The organism is Cupriavidus taiwanensis, from assembly GCF_900250115.1.
Taxonomy (GTDB): domain Bacteria; phylum Pseudomonadota; class Gammaproteobacteria; order Burkholderiales; family Burkholderiaceae; genus Cupriavidus; species Cupriavidus taiwanensis_B.
In genome coordinates, this window is record NZ_LT984804.1 from 1,858,444 (window position 1) to 1,881,618 (window position 23,175).

The 23,175-nt window shown below is 66.9% G+C and carries 20 protein-coding genes; 4 read left to right on the forward strand and 16 right to left on the reverse strand.

The genetic code is table 11. From position 1 onward, the window contains the following. Nucleotides 1-77 precede the first annotated feature (77 nt). From oxlT (CBM2586_RS25100) to CBM2586_RS25110, 3 genes are all read right to left on the reverse strand, one after another. Nucleotides 78-1,397 (reverse strand): oxalate/formate MFS antiporter, encoded by a 1,320-nt coding sequence (oxlT, locus tag CBM2586_RS25100; protein WP_115664050.1) that lies wholly within the window; start codon nucleotides 1,395-1,397, stop codon nucleotides 78-80. A gap of 629 nt (nucleotides 1,398-2,026) precedes the next feature. Then, complete coding sequence (locus CBM2586_RS25105) at nucleotides 2,027-2,245, reverse strand: hypothetical protein (protein WP_115664049.1); 219 nt, start codon at nucleotides 2,243-2,245, stop codon at nucleotides 2,027-2,029. Nucleotides 2,246-2,376: 131 nt separating this feature from the next. Then, nucleotides 2,377-3,300 (reverse strand): LysR family transcriptional regulator, encoded by a 924-nt coding sequence (locus CBM2586_RS25110; RefSeq protein WP_115690488.1) that lies wholly within the window; start codon nucleotides 3,298-3,300, stop codon nucleotides 2,377-2,379. Between the two features lie 315 nt (nucleotides 3,301-3,615). Here CBM2586_RS25110 and CBM2586_RS25115 point away from each other — a divergent pair, with 315 nt between their 5' ends. Both CBM2586_RS25115 and CBM2586_RS25120 read left to right on the forward strand, forming a co-directional pair. Beyond that, nucleotides 3,616-4,557, forward strand: coding sequence for a LysR family transcriptional regulator (locus tag CBM2586_RS25115; RefSeq protein ID WP_115664047.1), 942 nt, complete (start codon nucleotides 3,616-3,618; stop codon nucleotides 4,555-4,557). 116 nt (nucleotides 4,558-4,673) lie between these two features. Then, nucleotides 4,674-4,979, forward strand: a complete 306-nt coding sequence (locus CBM2586_RS25120; RefSeq protein ID WP_115664046.1) for a LysR family transcriptional regulator — start codon at nucleotides 4,674-4,676, stop codon at nucleotides 4,977-4,979. Between the two features lie 54 nt (nucleotides 4,980-5,033). On the opposite strand, the gene CBM2586_RS25125 is transcribed toward CBM2586_RS25120, so the two are convergent. After that, on the reverse strand, nucleotides 5,034-5,492 hold the full coding sequence (locus CBM2586_RS25125; protein ID WP_115664045.1) for a DUF2269 family protein: 459 nt from the start codon (nucleotides 5,490-5,492) through the stop codon (nucleotides 5,034-5,036). After that, on the reverse strand, nucleotides 5,474-6,754 hold the full coding sequence (locus CBM2586_RS25130; protein ID WP_240988025.1) for an SDR family oxidoreductase: 1,281 nt from the start codon (nucleotides 6,752-6,754) through the stop codon (nucleotides 5,474-5,476). Before CBM2586_RS25130 ends, CBM2586_RS25125 begins: the two co-directional genes overlap by 19 nt. 12 nt (nucleotides 6,755-6,766) lie before the next feature. Between CBM2586_RS25130 and CBM2586_RS25135 the strand changes: the two genes are divergently transcribed. Together CBM2586_RS25135 and CBM2586_RS25140 are read left to right on the forward strand one after the other, a co-directional pair. After that, nucleotides 6,767-7,321 carry a hypothetical protein gene (locus tag CBM2586_RS25135; protein WP_231942565.1) on the forward strand — a complete coding sequence of 185 codons (555 nt, stop codon included), beginning with the start codon at nucleotides 6,767-6,769 and terminating at the stop codon, nucleotides 7,319-7,321. A 266-nt stretch (nucleotides 7,322-7,587) separates the two neighbouring features. Then, nucleotides 7,588-8,175 (forward strand): TetR/AcrR family transcriptional regulator, encoded by a 588-nt coding sequence (locus tag CBM2586_RS25140; protein ID WP_115664043.1) that lies wholly within the window; start codon nucleotides 7,588-7,590, stop codon nucleotides 8,173-8,175. A 30-nt stretch (nucleotides 8,176-8,205) separates the two neighbouring features. Here the strand turns inward: CBM2586_RS25140 and CBM2586_RS25145 are convergent, their stop codons facing one another. From CBM2586_RS25145 to CBM2586_RS25195, 11 genes are all read right to left on the reverse strand, one after another. Then, nucleotides 8,206-9,222: a Bug family tripartite tricarboxylate transporter substrate binding protein gene (locus tag CBM2586_RS25145; protein WP_115690492.1), complete on the reverse strand. Its 1,017-nt coding sequence runs from the start codon at nucleotides 9,220-9,222 to the stop codon at nucleotides 8,206-8,208. Nucleotides 9,223-9,300: 78 nt separating this feature from the next. Further along, a complete protein-coding gene (locus CBM2586_RS25150; RefSeq protein WP_115664041.1) occupies nucleotides 9,301-10,878 on the reverse strand; it encodes an AMP-binding protein in 1,578 nt (525 codons plus the stop codon). Between the two features lie 140 nt (nucleotides 10,879-11,018). After that, nucleotides 11,019-11,456: a PAS domain-containing protein gene (locus CBM2586_RS25155; protein WP_115664040.1), complete on the reverse strand. Its 438-nt coding sequence runs from the start codon at nucleotides 11,454-11,456 to the stop codon at nucleotides 11,019-11,021. Nucleotides 11,457-11,613: 157 nt separating this feature from the next. Further along, on the reverse strand, nucleotides 11,614-12,864 hold the full coding sequence (frc, locus tag CBM2586_RS25160) for a formyl-CoA transferase (RefSeq protein ID WP_115690494.1): 1,251 nt from the start codon (nucleotides 12,862-12,864) through the stop codon (nucleotides 11,614-11,616). 40 nt (nucleotides 12,865-12,904) lie between these two features. Beyond that, nucleotides 12,905-14,644 carry an oxalyl-CoA decarboxylase gene (gene oxc, locus CBM2586_RS25165; protein ID WP_115664038.1) on the reverse strand — a complete coding sequence of 580 codons (1,740 nt, stop codon included), beginning with the start codon at nucleotides 14,642-14,644 and terminating at the stop codon, nucleotides 12,905-12,907. 551 nt (nucleotides 14,645-15,195) lie between these two features. Continuing rightward, nucleotides 15,196-16,542 (reverse strand): oxalate/formate MFS antiporter, encoded by a 1,347-nt coding sequence (gene oxlT / locus CBM2586_RS25170; protein ID WP_115690496.1) that lies wholly within the window; start codon nucleotides 16,540-16,542, stop codon nucleotides 15,196-15,198. A 319-nt stretch (nucleotides 16,543-16,861) separates the two neighbouring features. Next, nucleotides 16,862-18,259 (reverse strand): Re/Si-specific NAD(P)(+) transhydrogenase subunit beta, encoded by a 1,398-nt coding sequence (pntB, locus tag CBM2586_RS25175; protein WP_115690498.1) that lies wholly within the window; start codon nucleotides 18,257-18,259, stop codon nucleotides 16,862-16,864. A gap of 16 nt (nucleotides 18,260-18,275) precedes the next feature. Next, nucleotides 18,276-19,835 carry a Re/Si-specific NAD(P)(+) transhydrogenase subunit alpha gene (locus CBM2586_RS25180; RefSeq protein WP_115664035.1) on the reverse strand — a complete coding sequence of 520 codons (1,560 nt, stop codon included), beginning with the start codon at nucleotides 19,833-19,835 and terminating at the stop codon, nucleotides 18,276-18,278. Between the two features lie 38 nt (nucleotides 19,836-19,873). Beyond that, entirely contained in the window at nucleotides 19,874-20,656 is a 783-nt protein-coding gene (locus CBM2586_RS25185; RefSeq protein WP_115690500.1) for a fumarylacetoacetate hydrolase family protein, read from the reverse strand. Nucleotides 20,657-20,805: 149 nt separating this feature from the next. Then, nucleotides 20,806-22,038: a formyl-CoA transferase gene (gene frc, locus CBM2586_RS25190; protein ID WP_115664033.1), complete on the reverse strand. Its 1,233-nt coding sequence runs from the start codon at nucleotides 22,036-22,038 to the stop codon at nucleotides 20,806-20,808. A gap of 311 nt (nucleotides 22,039-22,349) precedes the next feature. Continuing rightward, entirely contained in the window at nucleotides 22,350-23,069 is a 720-nt protein-coding gene (locus CBM2586_RS25195) for a GntR family transcriptional regulator (RefSeq protein ID WP_115690502.1), read from the reverse strand. Nucleotides 23,070-23,175 lie beyond the last annotated feature (106 nt).

Consider the following 23,175-nt stretch of genomic DNA (forward strand, 5'->3'; position numbering starts at 1 on the left):
GCGGCGGCTGTGCAGGCATCGCAGCCGCACGCGCCCGGGTCCTGCCGGCGCCGCTGGGCGCCGTACTGCTTTCTTCATCAGGTCAGGTCTTCGGGCACGGTACGGTAGCCCATCGGCGCAGCGGTGTTGGCATGCACGTACTTGCGGGCATGGGCCTCGCGCATCGGCTTGAGCACGAACAGCGCCATTGCCGCGGTCAGTGCCGCCATGCCGGAGGCCACCATGAATACCGCATGCCAGCTGCCGGTGGCGGCGGTGATCACGCTGGAGAACGGCACCAGCAAGGCCGCCGTGCCCTTGGCGGTGTACAGCAGGCCCGCGTTGGTGGCGGCAAACTTGGGCCCGAAGGTGTCGCCGCAGGTGGCCGGGAACAGGCTGTAGATCTCGCCCCAGGCAAAGAACACCACGCCTGTCAGGATCACGAATGCGACCGGATGGTGGCCGTACTTCGACAGCAGCAGGATACCGACGGCCTCCACCCCGAAGGCAAAGAACATGGTCCGTTCACGGCCGATATGGTCGGAGATCCAGCCAAAGAACGGGCGCGTCAGGCCGTTGAGCACGCGGTCGATGGTCAGCGCGAAGGTCAGCGCCGGCAGGGTCAGGCCGAGGATCGAGATCGGCGCTTCGTGCAGGCCGAAGTCCTTGGCGATCGGGCCCAGCTGCGCGGTGGCCATCAGGCCGCCGGCGGCCATCATCACGAACATCGCGTACATGACCCAGAAGATCGGCGACTTCAGCACCTCGCGCGGCGACGCGTTGTAGGTGGCGGCGGCCTTCAGCGTGGTCTTGACCTCGCTCAGGATCTTTGCCGACGGCGGGTACAGGGCCATGCCGAGGATGAACACCACCAGCCCCTGGCCGAGGCCGAACCACAGGAACGCAGCCTCATAGCCGGAGGTCTTGATCATGTTGGCGATCGGCACCACGGTAAGCGCCGAGCCGGCGCCGAAGCCGGCCGCGGTGATCCCCGCCGCCAGGCCGCGGCGATTCGGGAACCACTTCAGCGCATTGCCCACGCAGGTGCCATACACCGCGCCCGCGCCCAGGCCGCCGATGGCCGCCGCGACGTAAAGCATGGGCAGCGAGGATGCCACCGAGTTCAGCGCCCAGGCCACCGCGCACAGCAGGCCGCCGCCCACCACCACCGGGCGCGGGCCATACTTGTCGACCAGGTAGCCCTCGATCGGCACCAGCCAGGTTTCGGTAACAACGAAGATGGTGAATGCGACCTGGATCGCGGTACGGCCCCAGCCGTATTTGTCGTCGATCGGGTTGACGAACAGGGTCCAGCCGTATTGCATGTTGGCGATCATCGCCATGCAGATCACGCCGAATACCAGTTGCACCCACGGCGACGCAAAGCGCGACGTGGACTCCCTCTGCTGCAATTCCATGATGTCTCCTTATAGCGGCGAACCGCCAAGGTGGAAGATGGGCGCCTGTAGACGCCTCTGCGTGACTCTCGGTCGAAGAACAGCTGAGCCGTTCTAGTGCTATACGGTATGTGATATATCAGGTAAGTCAAGCGTATTCTTCGCGGCTATGCAGCATGCAGCCGCGTTACCTGGCGCCGTAGCCGCCCCGGCGCGCCTGCGACTGGTGCGCAAGCTGCATCAATGGCGGTTCCGGCAGCATCAAGAGTCCTTGGAAATCAAGCAGTTGCCCTGCGCCGCCAGATCAATCCGCCGACGCATTGCATCCGCAAGCATGCCGGGGATCGCGCCATCGAAAAACCGGGAAAACGATCGGTTCGGGAAAGTCCCTAGATGCAGACATGCAGGCCTGGCAGTGTCCGTATCGATATGGAATGTCGGGGAATGCACGCGCTGCTGGGGGGATTCTGGCAGCTGGAAGACAAGTAGCGCGAAGGGGCGGCAGACATTAGCCAATCGCGAATAGATAGACAGGGAAGGAAGACGGGAAGCGTGGCGGCCGTGCTCGCCGTGATGGTCGCAAGGGATGTCGGCCGCTACAGCCCTTGCCTTCAGCGCTTCAGCGCGCAAGCGCCGAGCGCGCGCCGGCCTCAGGCATAGGCGAGTTCACCAGCGGAGGGCACGATGCGCGACGTGCTGGCGCGGCCCACGCCGTCGCTATGCTGGTTCGAGCCCAGGCCGGCGAAGCGGCCGTGGTCCTGCGCGGTGACCAGCACATCCATGGGCAGGCGCGTGGCCAGCAGCGTGGTCACGCCCACACCGACAGCGATCAGGGCCAGGCCAAGGGCGACGAGAAGAGCGACTTCCATTTGAAAACTCCAGTAACGTTGTGATCAGGAGTTTCCATTATATGCTGCGCCGCACTATGTGTAAATATCCTGTATGTAATATATCAGTAGAGCTTTTGCACTAATCCAACACTGGCTCGATGCCCTCCTCTTCATACCGTCGTGGGTTCGCGCCGTTGGACCGGCGGCTCCTGATACTCCTGGCCGCGCAAGGCGTCCCAGATCGCCGCGGCGTTGGGCTTCAGTGACCGGCTCTTGCGCCGCACCAACATCACCGTCGACGTCACCTGGGGCCGCAGCGGGCGCATCACGGCGGCCGGATGCATGCCGCCGGCCTGCGCGCGCGACGGCAGAACGCCGATGCCCAGCCCCAGCGCCACCATGCCGAACACCGCGGCGAAATGGCCCAGCAACTGCAGCGAGCCCGCGCGCACGTGATAGCTGCTGAGCGCCTTCTCCACCACGGGCTGCACGCCGCACTGCTGGTCCAGCGTCAGCACGCTGGCATCGGACAGGTCGCCCCACCCTACGGTGTCCTGCTGGGCCAGCGGGTGCTTGGCCGGCAGCACGGCGTGATAGGCGTCGACGCACAAGGGCTCGCAATACAGGTCGTCGCCGGCGCGCGGATCGGTGGCGATGCCGAAATCGACCTCGCCGCTGCGCACGCTCTGCAGCACCGATTCCTGCGAACGGTCCTTCAGGTGGATGGCGATCGCTGGCCATGCCTGGCGGCAGCCGGCGAGCCAGGTCGGCAGCGACATCGAGCTCAGCACCGGGTCCGACGCAATCTGCACCAGGCCCTGGCATGGCCGGCTCGCGCCCTGGCTGTCGCGCAAGGTCTGCTCCACCTCCTCGATCAGGTGGCAGATGCGCTGGGACAGGTGCTGGCCGGCGTCGGTCAGCTCCACCTGGCGCGTGGTGCGGTCGAACAGCCGCTGGTCGATCTCTTCTTCCAGTTCGCGCACGCTGCGGCTGACCGCGGACTGCGTCAGGCCAAGTTCGACCGCGGCGCGGGTAAAGCTCTTGTGCCGCGCCACGGCGGCAAAGGCCTTCAGTTGCGGGAGCGAGATATTCATGGCCTGCCCCCCTGCCCCGCGCCGGCGTGGCTGAGGCGAAGCCTGTCTTCGGGCATGGCACGGCGCCGCAGGGGCCGCGCGGCTGCATTCGGTCCGGTCACGGTAGTCTCCTTGGTGTTGGTCGTGGCTGTCGGCAGCCATCGTTGTTATCGGCCATGCTGGGTGGCCGGCGGCTGGCTCCTGCGGTGCCGGAGTGCCGGATGGATTCGGGCGGGACATGCAAAGCTGACGATTGATGCTACTTGAATCTAAGATCAGTACTGCATAAAGTTTTTTATCGTTTATATAGCTGATCGTTTATAGGACGGGAGCAGGATGAAGAACGCCACGCTGCGGCAACTGAAGGTCTTCGAGACCGTTGCCCGCCATATGAGCTTTTCCCGCGCCGCCGAGGAACTGCACCTGACCCAGCCCGCGGTATCGACCCAGGTGCGGCAACTGGAGCACCACGTGGGGCTGCCGCTGTTCGAGCAGCTCGGCAAGAAGATCTACCTGACGCCGGCGGGCCACGAAATGCTGCATTACAGCCGCAGCATCATCCAGCAGTTCCGCGAGGCCGAAGACGCCATGTCGCAGCTCAAGGGCATCTCCGGCGGCCGCCTTAATGTCGCGGTGATCAGCGCCGGGGACTATTTCTTTCCGCGGCTGCTGGCCGAATTCATGGACCGCCACGAGGGCGTGACGCTGAACCTGGCCGTGCACAACCGCGAGGAACTGCTGCACCAGCTCGCCGGCAACCTGACCGACCTCGCCGTGATGGTGCGCCCGCCCGAGGGCGTGGACACCATCAACGAGGCCTTTGCGCCCCACCCATATGTGATCGTCGCCGCGCCCACCCATCCCTTGGTGGGCGAGCGCAAGATTCCCCTGGCCGCGCTGGCCGACGAGGCCTTTGTCTCGCGCGAGAAGGGCTCGGACACCTGGAACTCGATGCAGGAAGGCTTTGCCGGCCGGCTGTCGAACCTGCGCATCGCCATGGAGATCAAGAGCACCGAGACCATCAAGCAGGCCGTGATCGCCAACATGGGCATTGCCTTCCTGTCGGCCCATACCGTGGGCCTGGAGCTGCAGGCCGGCAAGCTCGCCGTGCTCGATATCGAGGGCTTTCCGGTGATGCTCAACTGGTACGTGGTGCACCGCAAGAACAAGCGGCTGCCGCCGGTGGCGCTGGCGTTCAAGCAGTTCCTGATGGAAGAAGGCGCCGACCTGATCCAGAGCATCACGGGCGTTGAAGGCCTGATCCGCCAGGAGGCCTGAATTATTCCATAAACGATGACTTATGGTTTTGCTGTGAAAGTTTAATTATCGTAAATCGTTTGCCCTCCCTATGCTTGTCTCAACCCAACCGCCAGCGCGCATCCGAGGAGACCAGCATGAACCCAGCCCAGCACGAAGGCCGCCACGCCGCCATTACGGTCGGCGCCGACAACCAGCCGATACCGCGCGAGACCCAGCTCGCGGCATACAACGCGGCGTTTATCGAATTGGGGCTGCGCTTTCGCTGGGACGCCGCCATGTATGAATGGCTGTGCGGCATCGAATGCGAAAAGGGCCGGGTGGCCCGCTATATCGAGGAACACCACCCTCACCTGCTGGCCGCCTACGACGCCGCGTTCCTGAGCGGGCTGATCTTCGAAAAAAAGAACGAATACCTGCGCGCGGTCGGCCACCTCAACTGAGCGGCCCGATCGGTTCACGGCGAGGCGCGCGACAGCGGCCTCGCCGTTTTTTGTTCAACTGACCTTGGCCACCATCAGGTAGAAGATGGCCAGAAACGAGAACAGCGCCGGAAAGCCCAGCCCGAACCACCACCAGAACAGGCGCCAGTAGGCGCGCGGCAACTGGGGCCCGGTACAGTCCAGCGCCACGTCGCGCATGCGCTTCTGCAGCCAGACCACCGGCAGCCAGCAGGCAATGGCGATGGCGTAAAGCATCACCGACCACTTCAGCCAAGCCACCGCCCACGAAAACCCGGTCATCTTCACCAGCGCATAACCGGTCAGCGGCTGCAGGATGACGGTGGATGCGGTGAAGATCCAGTCGGCGATCACCACCATGCGCGCGGTCGCGGCGACGGTGCGGACATTGCGCGTCAGCGTCGCGCCGACCAGGTAGAAGGCGCTACCCACGCCGGTGCCGAACAGTAAGGTGGCCGACACGATATGCAGCCATTTCAGCGTGACGTAGTCCATGCCCGCTCCTCGCTCAGGTGCAGCCACCACAGCACGGCCAGCATCGGCACATTCTTGCTGAGCGGGCCATACGGATGCAGCCAGTATTCCGGCAGGCGCACGCTGATGATGGCCGTGTAGCCCAGGATCAGCGCGATCTGCGCCAGCCACAGCCAGCGCGGGCGCCGCGGCAGCACGCACAGCACGCCGAAGATCAGGTCGAGCAGCGCGGCCCCATACAGCGCCAGCGGCTGCAGTGCCGGCGGCACGCCCGCGCGCGCCAGCAACGCGTAGCTGTCGGCGACCGGGTACAGCCCCAGCGAAACCGCCGCGGTGACGATCCACACCAAGGCCACGCTCCAGCGCAACAGCGGATGGAGCCAGCGCTGCAGCGCCTGCGCGCGCAGCGCGCCGCGCAATCCCGGCGGGATGAATGCAGCCACCGCCCGCGGCGGCCGCCCGAGCAGGCACGCGAGCCCGGACGGATCGGCCACGCTGCCCTGGTCCAGCATGGTCAGCGCATCGCGCCCCAACACGCCGCCGCTGGCGCGTTCGGCCAGCGGCATCACCGCCCGGGCCAGTGCGCGCGGCAGCGGCAACAGCCAGGCCTTGCCGCGCAAGCCCAGGCCATGGCGCAACGCCTCCAGGTAGCCGGCCAGTGGCATCGGCGCCGGGCCCACCAGCGCCAGCCGGCCGGAGCGCCAGGGGGTATCGCCGCCCCACCCGGCCAGCAAGGCGACGATGGCCTGCGCCACGTCGTCGACATGAAGCGGCTGCACCGGCTGCCGGCCGCCGCCGGGCAGCGCCAGGCAGGGCAGCGTCGCCAGCGCGCAGAACAGCTGCGCACTGGTGCCGTCGGCACCGAACACCAGCGATGGCTGCAGCACCACGGCATCGATGCCGAGGCCGAGCAGGTGCTGGTCGGCGGCGCGCTTGCTGCGATGGAATTCGGTCTGCGCGTGTTCGTCGGCACCCAGCGCCGACATCTGCACCACCAGCCGCACCCGCTGGCGCAGGCAGGCATCGAACAGCGCCTGCGGCGCGGCGCGGTGCAGCACGTCGAAGCACTGCGTGGCGCTCTCGCGGAAGATGCCGACCAGGTTGACCACCGCATCGACGTCCGCCAGCAACGGCGCCCAGTCCGCCGCCGCGGTCATCCGCGCGAAATCGACGGCACGGAATTCGCTTGCCGTGCAGGCATGGCCGCCATGCGGCGCTTCGGGTGCATCGCGCGCAGGCAAGCGCCGCACGCCCGCTATCACATGGAATCCCCCAGCCAGCATTGCGGCGCAGGCATGACTGCCGATAAAGCCGCTGGCGCCGAGCACCAGCACGCGGTGGATGTGGCCACGGTGCTGCGCCGCGCCGCGCTCTCCGGCACCTGCGCCAGCCTGTTGTCCACCGGCATGCTCGCCTGCGCCGGCAGCGCCGACTGCGGCAGCGCGTTCGCGCCGGTCAACGCCGTCAGCCACTGGATCTGGGGCGAACGGGCCATGCACGTCAACCGGCCGTCGGTGCGGCATACCGTGCTCGGCTATGTCATCCATCATGCGATGTCGGTGTTCTGGGCGGCGTTCTACGAAGGCGCGATGGCCGTCGGCAGTCCCCATCCGGCGGCCTGCCCCAGCGCACGCACCCACGCACGCCCCAGCGCGCCCGCGCGCGTGCTCGGCGGCCTGGCGATTGCCGGCATCGCGTGTTTCGTCGACCTGAAGTGCACGCCCCATCGCCTTACGCCCGGCTTCGAGCGCCGGCTGTCGCCCGGCATGCTGGCGCTGGTCTACGTCGCCTTCGGGCTGGCGCTGCCACTGGGCGCGCTGCTGCTGCGGCACGCCCAAAGACGCGCCTGAGTCCGGCCATCGCCCGCCGCCCCTGTCGGTCCTGCTGCACGCAGCGCCAGTAATTTTCACATGGCTCTCCCGCTTTTACCGTTTCCGCCGGCCCCCGGCGGGCCTTCGCGTTGCGCGTGGCAAGGCGCTGCAGCAGCCGTGCAAGCTCCACGCCACCGCGCGCCGGGCGTCATGCCGCAGTGCGTGCGGGAAATCGTCGTAACATAGCGCTCCCAGCCCTTGTTCGAACCCACCGGCGGCAGCCGGATACACACCCCGCCTGCTTGATGGCCACGCGACGCACCGACGAAGACTTTATCGAGGACCTGACGCGCCTGCTGTGCAGCGAAGGCGTCTCGTCGCTGACCATCGGCGTGATCGCGCAGCGCATGCGCTGCTCGCGCCGGCGCCTGTACGAGATCGCGCCGACCAAGGAGGCGCTGTTCGTCGGCATCTGCCGCGACGTGCTGGCGGCCAACCTGGAGCGGGGCTTTGCCGCGGCGCGCGGCGAGCGCGATGCCGCAAGCGCCGTGTCGGCCTACCTGCACGCCGCGCTGAATACCTCGGGACTGAGCAAGGCCGCGCTGGCCGACCTCGATGCCAGCGACAGCGGCCGGGCCGTGTTCGATGCGTACCAGCTGGCGCGCGTACGCGGGCTCGAAAGCCTGCTAGAGGCGGGCATGCGGCAGGGACTGATGGCGCCGCACAACCCGCGGCTGGTTTCCGAAGCGATGCTCGGCGCCGCGCACCGCCTGCGCAGCCAGCAGTTCCTGAAGGACACCGGGATGAAGATGGGCGATGCCTTCAGCGAGTTCTACGAGATCATCCTGAACGGCCTGCTGTGCCGGCCTGGCTCCGCAGCCAGCAAGACCTAGCCTGGCGCTTGCACGGCAGCGGCTCCCCTGCTATTGCGGCGGGATATTGGCGGCGCGGATCACGCCGCCCCATTTGGCATATTCGTCCTGCACGAAGCGGCTGGCCTGGTCGGGCGTAGCCACCACCGGAATCAGCGCCGCCGCGTCCAGCGTGGTGCGCAGGTCGGGATTCTTCTGGGCCTGGTTGATGACCTCGTTGAGCCGCGCCACCACCGGCGCCTGCGTACCCTTGGGCACGAACGCGGCCATCCAGCCGACCACCTCGAAGCCAGGCACGCCGGATTCCGCGATGGTGGGCACGTCGGGCAACTGTGGCGCGCGTTTGGCGGTCGTCACCGCCAGCGCGCGCACCTTGCCGGATTTCACCTGCGTGACCGCGGCGCCAATATTGGCAAAGAGGAAATCCACATGCCCGCCGATCAATGCAGCCATGGCTTCCGAAGGCCCGCCGTAGGGCACGTGGGTATATTCGAGTCCCTTGACATCCTGCTTGAGCAACTCCGCCGACAGGTGCGCCGAGCTGCCTACGCTGCCTGAGGCATAGTTCGTCTTGCCGGGCCGCGACTTGATGTTTGCCAGGAACTCGGCAAAGGTCCGGGCCGGGAAGTTGTTGTTGACCAGCAGCACGTTGCCGTTCAGCCCGAATACCGCGACGGCCTGGAAGTCCTTCAGCGGGTCATAGGGCGTGGCCGCGATCAGACGCGGGTTGATCGCATGGGTAACGTTGGTGCCCAGCAGCACTGTGTAGCCGTCCGGCGCCGCGCGCGCGACCAGGTTTGCACCGATGGTCGCGCCGGCGCCTGGCTTGTTCTCCGCCACCAGCGGCTGCCCCAGCGCATCGCCCATGTACTTGGCGAAGGTCCGGGCGGTCAGGTCGGTGACGCCGCCGGGTGCGAACGGCACCACCAGGCGGATCGGCCGCGTGGGATACGCGTCGGCGGCGTATGCGCCGGTTCCAGCGATGCCTAGCGCCAGCAGACAGGCTCGCGCGGCACGGAGCAAGCGGGTTGGCCAGATGGCCTTGGGTTGCGGCAAGCGGTTTGCCATGGTGGTCTCCTCCAATTGTGGTCGGCCTGGCAGGAATGCCGGTCCTCTTGCGGGACCGTGCGGGAACGGTGACAAGGATCAGGCGACCTGCCGCTCCTGTCCGCCCCAATAGCGGGCGCGGATGGCCTTGCGGTCGATCTTGCCCAGCGCCGTCAGCGGCAGCGCATCGGCGAACACCACCTGCTTGGGCGCATTGACCACGCCCTTGTGCCGGGTCACGTGGGCGATCACGTCGGCCTCGGTCAGGCCGGTGCCGGGGCGGGCCACCACCACGGCGGTCACGGCTTCGCCCCACTTGGGATCGGGCACGCCGATCACGGCGGACATGGCGATGGCCGGATGCAGCGCGAGGCAATGCTCGACTTCGCTCGGGTACACGTTGAAGCCGCCGCTGATGATCATGTCCTTGGCGCGGTCGACCAGGTACAGGAACCCTTCGCTGTCGCAGCGCGCCATGTCGCCGGTGTGCAGCCAGTCGCCGGCAAAGGCCCTGGCGTCCTCTTCGGGCCGGTTCAGGTAGCCTTCCATTACCAGCGGGCCGCGCACGCACAGCTCGCCCACTTCGCCCGGCGCGACTTCCCGCAGTTGCGCATCGAGCAGCCTGACCTGGTTGCCGGGGATCACCTTGCCGCACGAGCGCAGGCGCTCGGGGTGGTCAGGATCGTGGTCGCGCGGGCTCAGGTAGCTGATGCACATCGGCGCTTCGGCCTGGCCGTAGATCTGGCCGAACACCGGGCCGATGCGCCGCAGCGCGTCGGCCAGGCGCACCGGGGCGATCGGCGCCGCGCCATAGAGCACCAGTTCCAGGCTGGACAGGTCGGCCGTGTCCAGGCCGTCGCAATCGAGCAGCCCGTAGATCTGCGTGGGCACCAGGAAGGTCAGGTTGATGCGATGCTCGGCCACGCGGCGCAGGAAATCCGCCGGGCCGAACTTGTCGCACAGGTAGATGGTGCCGCCGCGCAGCAGCGTCGGCAGGAACAGGCTGCCGGAGGCATGCGAGATCGGCGTGGTCACGAGGTAACGCACCTGCGCCGGCCATTCGTAGGTCGCCAGCATGTACTGCAGCATCGTCACCGTGGTGCGGTGGGTATGCAGGATGCCCTTCGAACGTCCGGTGGTGCCGCCGGTGTACGACAGCTTGCTGATCTCGGTCGGATCATCGCCGGGGACCACGGGCGCATCATCGAATGCCGCCGCGGCGCGGGCCAGGCCGGCCCCGAACTCGCCGTCGTCGAGCGGCAGCACCTGCAGCCGCGTGCCGGCGGCGAGCGCGCGCGCCCGCTCGGCGAAGCGGGCGTTGTCGACCACCAGCGCCTGCACTCCCGCGTCTGCCAGCACGAATTCATGGTCCGCCTGCGCGGCCATCGGGTGCAGCGACACGGCCTTCAGCCCGGCCAGTTGCGCCGCGATGATGGCCGCGACCGCCTCGGCGCGATTGCCCACCAGGAAGGCCACGGCGGCCTGGCGCGCCAGGCCGCGCGCGCCGAACAGCCGCGCGATGCGTGCGCTTTGCCGGGCCAGCGCCTCATAGCTCAGCGTGACGTCGTCACCGACCACGGCGGGTACGCCGGGCCGTGCCCGCAGCGCCGCGGCATAGAGCTGGCCGACGGTCGCGCCGCCGTGGACGACCGCAGCCGTCGAAGCCTGACGGGCCATGTTGTCTCCCTGGAGTGGTTCTGGTCAGGCTCCCAATGTAGGGGCCGCTTGGTACCACGTCAACGCACCAAGAAGGCCGGGTTAATGCAGGGCGAAGCGCCCGGCGCAGCGGGCTCCGGGTCACTCCGGCAGCAGGCGCCTCAGGCCTGTTCCTTGACCTGGCTCTCCAGTTCCACCAGCCGCTTCTTCAGCGCCCGTTCTTCCTGGAAGCGCGCAGTCTCGTCACGGATCACCGCGACGATGCCGGTGATGGCGCCGGCGGTGTCCTTGAGCAGCGCCACGGTAAAGGCGATCGACATCGCCTTGCCATCCTTGCCGACCGCCGGCACCTTGAGCAGGTCATGGCCGTAGCGCGTGATGCCGGTCGCCATGGTCTTGTCGTAGCCTTCCCAGTGCCGCCCGCGCAGCCGCTCGGGGATGATCAGGTCCAGCGACTGGCCCATGGCCTCGGCCTGGGTGAAGCCGAACATGCGCTCGGCCGCGGGATTCCACAGCGTGATGGCGCCCTTGGCGTCGGAGATGATGATGGCGTCGCCGATGGCGGACACCAGTTGCGCGTAGTCGATCTGCTCTGTCATGGGGATTCCCTCTCGTCATCTACAAAAGGCAGCGGCTGGGGCCCGCCAGTGCCACCAGGCTAGCGTGCCACATCGCGGCGCCACAAGCAAAAACGCCGGAGCCCCGCGATGAGCGCGGCCCCGGCGTCGGCGCCGGCACGGGTGCCGGCGGCCAGCGTCAGATCACCTGGGACTCGCGCAGGCGCTTGATCTCTTCCGCACCGTAGCCCAGCCCGGCCAGCACCTCTTCGCTATGCTCGCCCAGCAGCGGCGAGCCGGTGATCTCCGGCTTCAGGTCGGAGAACTTGATCGGGCTGCCCACCGTCAGGTAGCTGCCGCGCTCCTTGTGCGGCACCTCGGTGATGCTGCCGCTGGCACGCAGCGACGGATCGGCGGCGATCTCCTTCATCGACAGCACCGGCGAGCACGGGATGTCATGCTTGCGCAGGATGTCGACCGCCTCGTACTTGGTCTTGTCGGCCAGCCATTCCTCGATGGTGTTGAAGATATCGAAGATATGCGGCTGGCGCGCCTTGGCGGTGGCGTAGTTGGGATCGTCGATCCATTCCGGCTTGCCCAGCGCCTTGCAGATCGGCTCCCAGGCATGGCCCTGGATGGTGAAGTAGATATAAGCGTTGGGATCGGTCTCCCAGCCCTTGCACTTCAGCACCCAGCCCGGCTGGCCGCCGCCGCCGGCGTTGCCGCCGCGCGGCACCACGTCGCTGAAGGTGCCATGCGGATATTGCGGGTACTCTTCCAGGTAGCCCAGCCGGTCCAGGCGCTGCTGGTCGCGCAGCTTGACGCGGCACAGGTTCAGCACCGCATCCTGCATCGACACCGCCACCTTCTGGCCCTTGCCGGTCTTGTCGCGGCCGATCAGCGCGGTCAGGATGCCGATCGCCAGGTGCATGCCGGTGTTGGAATCGCCCAGCGCCGCGGCGGATACCGTCGGCGGGCCGTCCCAGAAGCCGGTAGTCGAGGCCGCGCCGCCGGCGCATTGCGCCACGTTCTCGTAGACCTTGAGGTCTTCGTAGTGGTGGCCGTCGCTGAAGCCCTTGACCGAAGCCACGATCATCTTGGGGTTCAGCTCGTTGATGCGCTCCCACGAGAAGCCCATGCGGTCCAGCGCGCCCGGCCCGAAGTTCTCGACCAGCACGTCCGACTCGCGGATCAGCTGCTCCAGGATCTTCTTGCCTTCCGGCTTCTTGGTGTCCAGCGTCAGGCTGCGCTTGTTGGAGTTGAGCATGGTGAAGTACAGCGCGTCGACATCCGGGATGTCGCGCAGCTGGGTGCGCGTCACGTCGCCGGAACCCGGGCGCTCGACCTTGATCACGTCGGCGCCGAACCATGCCAGCAGCTGCGTGCAGGCGGGACCCGCCTGGACGTGCGTGAAGTCGATGATCTTGATGCCATTGAGTGGGAGGTTCACGTTCGTCTCCTATTGGATTAGGGGGTGAAATTCGGGTGGATTACTTCTTGGCCGAGCTTTGCGGATTCAGGTTGGTGAGGCGGCCGCTTTCGGTGCCGGCCGCCGGGTCGATGACGGCATTGACCAGCGTCGGCCTGCCGGAGCGCAGCGCTTCGTTCACCGCGGCCTCGAGTTCCGCAGGCGTGGTGACGTTGGCGCCGACGCCTCCGAACGCTTCCATCATCTTGTCGTAGCGCGCACCCGGGACGAAGGTCGTGACCGCCGGGTCGGTGCCGCCGGTGGGGTTCTTGTCGATGCCCTTGTAGACGCCGTTGTTGTTGAAGATGACGATGCAGACCGGCAGGTTGTAGCGGCAGATGGTCTCGACTTCCATGCCCGAGAAACCAAAGGCGCTGTCGCCGCACAGCGCCAGCACCGGCTTGCCGGTCTCGACCGCCGCGGCCACCGCGTAGCCCATGCCCACGCCCATCACGCCCCAGGTGCCGACGTCGAGGCGCTTGCGCGGCTCATACATGTCGATCACGGCGCGGGCGTAGTCCAGCGTGTTGGCGCCTTCATTGACGAACGAGATGCCCGGGTTGGCCTTGACCACGTCCTTGAGCACGCCCAGCGCGCCGTGGAAGTTCATCGGCGCGGCATCCCTGGCCCTGGTCAGGGTCTCGGCCATCTTCGCCAGGTTGGTGTCCCGGCGGTCGGCCACTGCGTTCAGCCAGTCCGCGCCCGGCTTGGCGAAGTCGTCGCCCACCTTGTCGAGGATCGCCGCTACGCACGAACCGATGTCGCCCACCACCGGCGCGGCGATGGCGACGTTGCTGTCCATCTCGGTCGGCGCGATATCGATCTGGATGAATTGCTTGGGCTTGCCCCAGGTCTTGCCCTTGCCGTGCGACAGCAGCCAGTTCAGGCGCGCGCCGACCAGCAGCACCACGTCGGCTTCGGCCAGCACATAGGAGCGCGCCGCCGAGGCCGACTGCGGATGCGTATCGGGCAGCAGGCCCTTGGCCATTGACATCGGCAGGTACGGGATGCCGGTCTTCTCGACCAGCTTGCGCAGGTCCGCCTCGGCGCGTGCGTAGGCGGCGCCCTTGCCGATCAGGATCAGCGGACGCCTGGCGGTCTTCAGCAGCGCGACGGCGCGCTCGACCGAGTCCGGCGCCGGCAGCTGGCGCGGCGCCGGATCCACCACCTTGATCAGCGACTGCTTGCCCTTTTCGGCTTCCAGCGACTGGCCCAGCAGCTTGGCCGGCAGGTCCAGGTACACGCCGCCCGGGCGGCCCGACACCGCGGCGCGAATGGCACGCGCGACGCCGACGCCGATGTCTTCCGCGTGCAGCACGCGGAACGCAGCCTTGGCGTGCGGACGGGCGATGGCCAACTGGTCCATCTCTTCGTAGTCACCCTGCTGCAGGTCGACGATCTCGCGCTCGCTCGAGCCGCTGATCAGGATCATCGGGAAGCAGTTGGTGGTGGCATGCGCCAGCGCGGTCAGCCCGTTCAGGAACCCCGGCGCGGACACGGTCAGGCAAACGCCCGGCTTCTGCGTCAGGAAGCCCGCAATCGCCGCGGCGTTGCCGGCGTTCTGCTCGTGGCGGAAGCTGATGACGCGCATGCCGTTGGCTTGCGCCAGACGGGCCAGATCGGTGACCGGAATGCCGGGCAGGCCATAGATGTTTTCGATGCCGTTCAGCTTCAGCGCGTCGATGACCAGATGGAAACCATCGGTTTGTGCCTGCTGCTCTTCCGCGGCGTGACGCTGCAGCTCGTTTCCGACTTCTGCCATGGTTGCTTCCTTCTATGCAAATTTGACTGGGGTTGGAATTTTTGTGACTCAGGCTGCCGCGGGAGTGCCTGGGGCCCGCTTCGCTACGACTTCCGACATGCTTGGTCTCCTTTTGGACTTGTGTTCGTGGTGCGCGGGGGCTGGGCCCTGCTGCGGTCGGTGCCGGTTCCGTTCGACCGGTCTTGATGACATACGGTATGTGATATATCAGAGAACGGCAAGGTATTTTCCATCCCTGCAGCAAACTTTCGTCAGTGCACCGCAGCAATTCCGTTTGTATCAGCGCCCAAAACAGCGCAAGTTCTTAATCTGTGGCCAGTTATGCGCAGCTGGCACAAATACGGGCTGAGACGCCCAAGTGCTCCCTGCGCGGCGGACCGCCTATAGATATATTACATACAACGTTTTTACGCCCTTTGGGCTAAAACGACCGCCTTTGCGGCACCGGTCGAACGTCCCGCTTGCGTTGCTTCCGCTGGTTGCAACGGACGGCCTGGCGCAGGCGCCTGGCCGTCAGCTCCATGCATTACGACCGTCCGGCGCGGCCCAGTCTATTCAGCGCGACCGGGGGATGTCTTCGCAACCAGGCCGCCCTCGGCCACCGGCAGCGCCGACGCCGGGTGCCCGGTAATGAACCGCTTGCGCATGGGCGCCAGCACCAGTTTCGCCGACAGGCCGGCGGCGATCGTCACCACCGCTGCCACGGTGAAGACCGCTTCCCAGCCGCCGCGCGCCGACAGCACGGAGGCCAGCGGCACCAGCATCGCCGCGGTCCCCTTCGCGGTGTACAGCGTGCCCGCGTTGGCCGCCGCAAACTTGCTGCCGAATGTGTCCGCGCATAGCGCCGGGAAGATCGAAAAGATCTCGCCCCAGAACAGGAAGGTCAGCGCCGCGAAAAACATGAACCAGTAGGGGTTGTGGCCCAGCTGCATCAGCCCCAGCAGCGCCAGCCCCTCGCCGACGAAGATCACGCACATCGTGTTCTCGCGGCCGAACCGGTCCGACAGGAAGCCGCACAGCGGGCGCGTGAAGCCATTGCACAGGTTGTCGATCGACAGCGTCATCGTCAGCAGCGGCAAGGTCAGCCCCAGCAGCGTCACCGGCATCGACGCAAAGCCGTAGTCCTTGGCGATCGGGCCCAGTTGCGCCGTCGCCATGATGCCGCCCGCCGCCACCGCGACAAAGCTGGCGTAGATCAGCCAGAACACCGGCGTCTTCACCATCTGCCCCGGCGTGTACTCGACCGGGTTGGTCAGCACCGCCCTGGCCGCCGCCGCGCCCCTGGGCGGCGCGGGCTTCACCAGCAGCAGCGCCAGCACGAGGATGCTTGCCCCTTGCAGGATGCCGAAGAACAGGAAGGCCTTCTCATAGCCCGCGCTCTGGATCATGTTGGCGATCGGAATCACGGTGATGGCTGCGCCCGCGCCAAAGCCCGCGGCGGTCAGGCCGGCAGCCAGGCCGCGCTTGTCCGGGAACCATTTCAGCGCATTGCCGACGCAGGTCCCGTAGACGCCGCCGGCGCCGATGCCGGCGATCACGGCGGCCACATACAACTCCGGCAGCGTGGTCGCATAGGCGTTCATCACCCATGCCAGCCCCGCGCAAATGGCCCCGCCGGCCACCACCGGGCGCGGGCCGAATTTGTCGACCAGCCAGCCCTCCAGCGGCACCAGCCAGGTCTCGGTCACGATGAAGATCGAAAAGGCCACCTGGATCGCGGACGCGCCCCAGTGGTGCCTGGCGTCCATGGGTGACACAAAAAGAGTCCAGCCGTACTGCAAATTCGCCACCAGCCCCATGCATACCACACCGATTGCAAGCTGGATCCAACGGTTCTGCAGCCCGCGTCCGTTCACGTCCTCGTGAGCGGCGCGAGCCGATGCTTCCAATTGCGCCATCTGTCTTGTCTCCTGGTACTGATCGTTTGTGCCCGGGGGGACACATCAGGGCCTATGTGGGATGCCCTTCTCGCAACTAGACCGGCGCCTGGCATTGCGGCACATGAAGTCGTGGATTGATGCTACCTGAAGCTTAATTTGACTAGTCTTAAAGTTTTTTATCGTTTCTATTCACGACCCCTTATATATAGCGGAACTGGCATGAATCGCCGCGGCGCCGGTCATGCCAGCGGCATCGCCAATGCAACAAGCCACCGAGACCCGCCGGCAAGCGTGCCTCGGTGGCTTGCATCGATCGATGCCGCGCCGCGACAGGCGATCAGGCCGGCGCTTCCTCCAGCTGGCGCAGCAAGGCATCGACGCTGCCCTTGGCATCGCCAAACCACATGCGCGTGTTGTCCTTGTAGAACAGCGGGTTGTCCACGCCGGCGTAGCCCGCCGCCATGCTGCGCTTGGACACCACCACGGTCCTGGCCTTCCACACCTCCAGCACCGGCATGCCGGCAATCGGGCTGGCGGGGTCTTCCAGCGCCCCCGGGTTGACGATGTCGTTGGCGCCTACCACCAGCACCACGTCGGCCTTCTCGAAGTCGTCGTTGATCTCCTCCATTTCCAGCACGATGTCGTACGGCACCCGCGCCTCGGCCAGCAGCACGTTCATGTGCCCCGGCAGACGGCCCGCCACCGGATGGATGCCGAAGCGCACGTTGACCCCCTGCGCGCGCAGCCGCCGCGCGATCTCGCTGATGGTGCCCTGCGCCTGTGCCACCGCCATGCCGTAGCCCGGCACGATGATGACCTCGCTGGCGTCCTTGAGCAGGCTGCTGACTTCCTCGCTCGACACCGGCAGCACCTCGCCCTGCTCGGTCGCCGCGCCCTGCGCCTGCACCGCGCCGAAGCCGCCCAGGATCACCGACAGGAACCTGCGGTTCATGGCCTTGCACATGATGTAGCTGAGAATGGCGCCGCTCGAGCCCACCAGCGCGCCGGTGATGATCAGCAGGTCGTTGCCCAGCATGAAGCCGGTCGCCGCGGCCGCCCAGCCGGAGTAGCTGTTCAGCATCGACACCACCACCGGCATGTCGGCGCCGCCGATGGCCAGCACCAGGTGCGCGCCGACCAGCAGCGCGATCACCGTCATCGCCGCCAGCGGCACCAGGCCCTGCTGCGGATCCGGCGCGGCCAGGAAGGCATAGCCCAGCCACACGCACACCAGCAGCGCGCCGGCGTTGAGCACATGGCGCCCCGGCAGCAGCATCGGCTTGCCGCCCATGGTGCCCTGCAGCTTGAGGAAGGCGATGATCGACCCGGTGAAGGTAACCGCGCCGATCAGGATGCCGAGGTAGGTCTCGACCTCATGGATCGCCTTCTCGGCACCGGCCAGCGTGGTCGGCTCCAGGTAGTTGGCGTAGCCGACCAGCACCGCGGCCAGGCCGACGAAGCTGTGCAGCACCGCCACCAGCTGCGGCATCTGCGTCATCTCGACGCGCCGGGCCAGCATGGCGCCGGCAAGGCCGCCCACCACCATCGCCACGATGATGATGGCAATGCCGTCGGGACTGCCCGCCAGCACCGTGGTCATGACCGCGATCACCATGCCGGCGATGCCGAGCATGTTGCCGCGCCGGGCGGTGGCGGGATGGCTCAGCCCGCTCAGGCTGAGGATGAACAGCGCGCTGGCGGCGAGGTAGGCAATATTGCTGATTCCGGATGGCATGGTTCTCTCCCTGGCCTTAGTCGCGCTGGAACATCTTCAGCATGCGCTGCGTCACCAGGAAGCCCCCGGCGATATTGATGGTGGCCACCAGCACCGCGCAGCCCGCGATCACCGCCGTCAGCAGCGATGGCTTGCCCAGCTGCACCAGCGCCCCGACCACGATGATGCCGCTGATGGCATTGGTCACGCTCATCAGCGGCGTATGCAGCGCCGCGGTGACGTTCCACACCACCTGGTAGCCGACGAAGATCGCCAGCACGAACACCGTGAAATGCGCCATGAACGCCGGTGGCGCGACCGCCCCGAGCCCCAGCAGCGCAGCGGCCGCCAATGCCAGTGCAATCAGCGTGGTGCCGGTGCGGCGGCGCGGCGGCGCGGCTTCGGCCGCCACCGGCACCTCGGCCGGCGCCTGCTGCTGCGGTACCGCCACGGTCAGCGGCGGCGGCGGCCAGGTCACCGCGCCCTGGTGCAGCACGGTCGCGCCGCGGATCATCTCGTCGTCCATGTTCACCACCAGCTGGCCGTCCTTGCCCGGCGTCAGCTCGCTCAGCAGGTGGCGGATATTGGTGCCATAGAGCTGGCTCGCCTGCGCCGCCATGCGGCTGGGCAGGTCGGTGTAGCCGATGATGGTGACGCCATCGCGGCGCACGCTTTCACCCGGCACGGTTAGCACGCAGTTGCCGCCCTGCTCGGCAGCCAGGTCGACCACCACGCTGCCGGCGCGCATCAGCCCGACGGTGCCGGCCTCCAGCAGCCTGGGCGCCGGCTTGCCGGGGATCAGCGCGGTGGTGATGATGATGTCGACCTCGCGCGCCTGCTCGGCAAAGAGCCGCATTTCCGCTTCGATAAAGGCGGGGCTCATCTCCCTGGCGTAGCCGCCGCTGCCGCTGCCGTCTTCTTCGATCTCGACGGTGAGGAATTCCGCGCCCAGGCTCTCGATCTGCTGGCGCACCACCGGGCGCGTATCGAAGGCGCGCACCACCGCGCCCAGGCTGCGCGCCGCGCCGATCGCCGCCAGCCCCGCCACGCCCGCGCCGATCACCAGCACGCGCGCCGGGGGGATCTTGCCGGCGGCGGTGATCTGCCCGGCGAAGGGCCGGCCGAAGGCGTGCGCGGCTTCGATCACCGCGCGGTAGCCGGCCATGTTGGCCATCGAACTGAGCGCATCCAGCTTCTGCGCGCGCGAGATGCGCGGCACGCAGTCCATCGCCAGCACCGTGGCGCCGCGCTGCGCCAGCCGCTCCAGCATCGGCATCTGCTGCGCCGGCCAGACAAAGCCGATCAGCGTGGCATGCTTCTTCAGCAGCGCCGCCTCTTCCACGCCCAGGCTGGGATGGACCTGCGGCGGGCGCACCTTGGCCACCACGTCGACCGAGGCCCACAGGCTGGCCGCGTCGACAATGGCCGCGCCGGCGGCGCGGTAGTCGTCATCCGAGAACGACGCTTCCAGGCCGGCACCGGTCTCCACCACCACCTGGTAGCCGAGCTTGAGCAATTCCTTGACCGAGTCCGGGGTCGCGGCAACGCGCCGCTCGCCCGGGTGGACCTCGCGCGGCACACCGATCGTCATTGGCATGGCATTCACCGTTTCAGGAAAGGGATCTGGCGCCCGGCTCAGCCGCGCACGTGGTTGACCAGCGAGCCGATGCCGGCGATCGACACCTCGACCACGGCGCCGTCCTTCATCGAGCCCACGCCCAGCGAGGTGCCCACCGCAATCACGTCGCCCGGCATCAGCGTCAGGTCCTGCGAGATCCGGCTGACCTGCTCCTCGGGCGAGAAGATCATGTCCGAGAGCGGGTAGTTCTGCCGCTCCACCCCGTCCAGCCGCGTGACCACGCTGGCGGCTTTCCACTGAAAGCCAGTGACGATGGCCGGGCCGATGCAGCCGAAGGTGTCGAAGCCCTTGGCCCGGGTCCATTGCGGGAAATTGGGATCGGCCGTGATCAGCTCGGCCGCGGTCACGTCGTTGACGATGGTGTAGCCGAAGATATGGGCGCCGGCCTCCGCCACCGTCACGTTGCGCGCCTTCCTGCCGATGACGATGCCCAGTTCGCCCTCGTAGACGATCTTGCCGTCGTAGCTCTTGGGGCGCTGCACGGCGTCGTTGGGACCGGCCAGCGACGACGCCGGCTTGATCAGGAACAGCGGGTGCGTCGGCACCGGCTTCTCCAGCTTGCGTGCGAGCGCATGGAAGTTGTTCCACAGCGCCACCACCTTGCCCGGCACGCATGGCGCGAGCAGGGTCAGCGCGGCACGGTCATGCACGGCGCCGGTGGGGCACGGATTGTCGAAGCCGTCGCGGTCATAATCGACGACGCGACTGGGGTCGTCCTGATCGATGCGGCCATGGCCGATGCTGCCGTCGGCGCGGCGAAAACGAATCCAGGTTTGCACAGCATGCTCCTTGCGCAGGCAAAGGAAGGCCCGCCTGCGCAGATGTCGGTTGCAGGGATCTTGGAAAGGAAGGAAGGCAGGATGGCGCGCGCCGCGCTCGTCATGCCCGCGCGGGCGGGAATGACGAGCGCGATCGCATCAGGCCGGCCTCATACCGCGCCGGCCAGCTTCATCGCGGCGATCTGCGCGGGCGTGCGGCCCAGCCACTCGAGGATCTCCTCGGTGTGCTCGCCCAGCAGCGGCGAGCGTTCCACCTGCACCGGCGAGGCCGACAGCGTGATCGGGCAGCCCAGCTGCACATAGTTGCCGCGCTGCGGGTGCTCCAGCTCCACGAGGTAGCCGCGCTGGTACAGCGACTCGTCCTCGATCAGGTCCTTCATCGACAGGATCGGGCCGCACGGCACATCGACCTCGTTCAGGGCCGCCATCACCTCGAACTTGCTGACGCCGCGCGTCCATTTCTCGATCACGGCGAAGCAGTCGGCCAGGTGCTTGAGGCGCGCTTCCGGCGTGGCGTAGTCCGGGTTGGTGATCAGGTCCTCGCGCCCGCACAGGCGCATCAGCGGCTCCCAGCCCTGCGGCTGGATGATGACGTAGACATAGTCGTTGGGACCGCCCGGCGCGCAGCGCAGCGCCGCGCCCGGCTGCCCACCGCCCGAGGCGTTGCCCGCGCGCGGCACGTGGTCGCCGAATTCCTCGTTGGGATATTCGCGCAGCGGCCCGTTGGCCAGGCGCTGCTGGTCGCGCAGCTTGACCCGGCACAGGTTCAGCACCGCATCCTGCATCGCCACTTCCACGCGCTGGCCGCGACCGCTGTGCTCGCGATGCAGCAGCGCGGCCAGGATGCCGACCACGGCATGCACACCGGTGCCGGAATCGCCGATCTGCGCGCCGGTTACCGTGGGCACGCCGTCGGCGTCGCCGGTGGTCGAAGCCGAGCCGCCCATGCACTGCGCCACGTTCTCGTAGGCCTTGCAGTCCGCGTACGGGCCCGGGCCGAAGCCCTTGATCGAGGCATAGACCAGGCGCGGGTTCAGGTCCTGCAGGTGGTCCCAGTCGAAGCCGGCGCGCGCCAGCACGCCGGGGCCGAAGTTCTCGATCAGCACGTCGCTGCGCTGGATCAGGTCTTCGAGCAGCGCCTTGCCTTCGGGCGTCTTCATGTTCAGCGTCAGGCTGCGCTTGTTCGAGTTGAGCATGGTGAAGTACAGGCTGTCGGCGTTCGGCACGTCGCGCAGCTGGCTGCGCGTGATGTCGCCGCGTCCCGGCATCTCCACCTTGATCACGTCCGCGCCCAGCCACGCCATCAACTGCGTTGCCGACGGGCCGGCCTGGACATGGGTCATGTCCAGGATGCGCACACCTTGCAGGGCTTTGGTTTCCATTGCGAAGGGTCTCCTCTTCCGCTATTTGTAGTCTCTGATGACATACGGTATGTGATATATCAGAAGAGAGCAAGAGGAGTTTGGCGCTTCCGGTGCAAATATCGACGATGCGGCGCAGCAGCCGGCGCCGATCTAGCGGTTTAAAGTATAAGAACGGGCTTTTTCAGCGCTGGGCTGGCATAAACGCCCCGGCGCTTTTCACATTGATATATCACACACCATTTAGCGAAATGCACCGCGCCTGCCGGCCAGGCCCAAAAGCAAAGCGGCGGACCGAAGTCCGCCGCTTTATCCGCCTGGCTGTACCCGCATCAGTCCAGGAAATCGCAGTGCTTCTCGACGTAGTGGGCGAGATCGAGTGAATGCTGCCGCACCAGCCGCTCCGCCAGTTCGGTGTCCCGCTTCTCCAGCGCCTCGATGATGCGCAGGTGGTCCACGATGGACCGTGCCGCGCGATCACTCTGCGAAATGGTCATCTTCCGGATCGCGCGCACGTGGATAAAGATGTTGCGGATCGTGTCCATGATGATCTGCGACTTCGACAGCTTCACGATCGCCTGGTGGAACGCGATATTGGCGTCGGAATACTCTTCGATGTGCTCGGCCGGAGTCGAGTCGCGGAAGCTGTCGAACATGCGGCGCAGCTGCGCGATCTCGGCATCGCTGGCATTCTCGGTGGCCAGCCGGGCCGCCATGCTTTCGAGCGCGGCCCACATCTGGATCATCTCGACGATCTCGCGCTTGGTCTTGCGCATGATGTAGATGCCGCGCCGCGGCACGGTGCGCAGGAAGCCTTCCTGCTCCAGCAGCGTCATGGCCTCGCGGATCGGCGTGCGGCTGACGCCCATGGCCTCGCTCAGCACCCGCTCATCCAGCCGGATCTCGTCGCGCGACTGGTAGATGTCGGCGTCGGCGATGGCCTGGCGCAGCATGGCGTAGGCCTGGTCGCGCAGGCTGGCGCCGGCGTTGATTGGTTGTACCGACAGTGACAGCCCGTTGGGCTGGACGATGGATTGGCTTTGCGCAGACATGGATGTGCTCGTGTGAGACCGGCGGCCGGGCGGCCGGAATGGCGCTCTCCGCATTGCTGCACAGCTTAGCAAAAACGCCTGACCCATTATGAAAACGCATCAAACG

Coding starts and splice junctions, on each gene's coding strand:
- oxlT (WP_115664050.1), bottom strand. CDS start 1,397: ATGGAATTGCAGCAGAGGGAGTCCACGTCGCGCTTTGCGTCGCCGTGG.
- CBM2586_RS25105 (WP_115664049.1), bottom strand. CDS start 2,245: ATGGAAGTCGCTCTTCTCGTCGCCCTTGGCCTGGCCCTGATCGCTGTC.
- CBM2586_RS25110 (WP_115690488.1), bottom strand. CDS start 3,300: ATGAATATCTCGCTCCCGCAACTGAAGGCCTTTGCCGCCGTGGCGCGG.
- CBM2586_RS25115 (WP_115664047.1), top strand. CDS start 3,616: ATGAAGAACGCCACGCTGCGGCAACTGAAGGTCTTCGAGACCGTTGCC.
- CBM2586_RS25120 (WP_115664046.1), top strand. CDS start 4,674: ATGAACCCAGCCCAGCACGAAGGCCGCCACGCCGCCATTACGGTCGGC.
- CBM2586_RS25125 (WP_115664045.1), bottom strand. CDS start 5,492: ATGGACTACGTCACGCTGAAATGGCTGCATATCGTGTCGGCCACCTTA.
- CBM2586_RS25130 (WP_240988025.1), bottom strand. CDS start 6,754: ATGCTGGCTGGGGGATTCCATGTGATAGCGGGCGTGCGGCGCTTGCCT.
- CBM2586_RS25135 (WP_231942565.1), top strand. CDS start 6,767: ATGACTGCCGATAAAGCCGCTGGCGCCGAGCACCAGCACGCGGTGGAT.
- CBM2586_RS25140 (WP_115664043.1), top strand. CDS start 7,588: ATGGCCACGCGACGCACCGACGAAGACTTTATCGAGGACCTGACGCGC.
- CBM2586_RS25145 (WP_115690492.1), bottom strand. CDS start 9,222: ATGGCAAACCGCTTGCCGCAACCCAAGGCCATCTGGCCAACCCGCTTG.
- CBM2586_RS25150 (WP_115664041.1), bottom strand. CDS start 10,878: ATGGCCCGTCAGGCTTCGACGGCTGCGGTCGTCCACGGCGGCGCGACC.
- CBM2586_RS25155 (WP_115664040.1), bottom strand. CDS start 11,456: ATGACAGAGCAGATCGACTACGCGCAACTGGTGTCCGCCATCGGCGAC.
- oxc (WP_115664038.1), bottom strand. CDS start 14,644: ATGGCAGAAGTCGGAAACGAGCTGCAGCGTCACGCCGCGGAAGAGCAG.
- oxlT (WP_115690496.1), bottom strand. CDS start 16,542: ATGGCGCAATTGGAAGCATCGGCTCGCGCCGCTCACGAGGACGTGAAC.
- pntB (WP_115690498.1), bottom strand. CDS start 18,259: ATGCCATCCGGAATCAGCAATATTGCCTACCTCGCCGCCAGCGCGCTG.
- CBM2586_RS25180 (WP_115664035.1), bottom strand. CDS start 19,835: ATGCCAATGACGATCGGTGTGCCGCGCGAGGTCCACCCGGGCGAGCGG.
- frc (WP_115664033.1), bottom strand. CDS start 22,038: ATGGAAACCAAAGCCCTGCAAGGTGTGCGCATCCTGGACATGACCCAT.
- CBM2586_RS25195 (WP_115690502.1), bottom strand. CDS start 23,069: ATGTCTGCGCAAAGCCAATCCATCGTCCAGCCCAACGGGCTGTCACTG.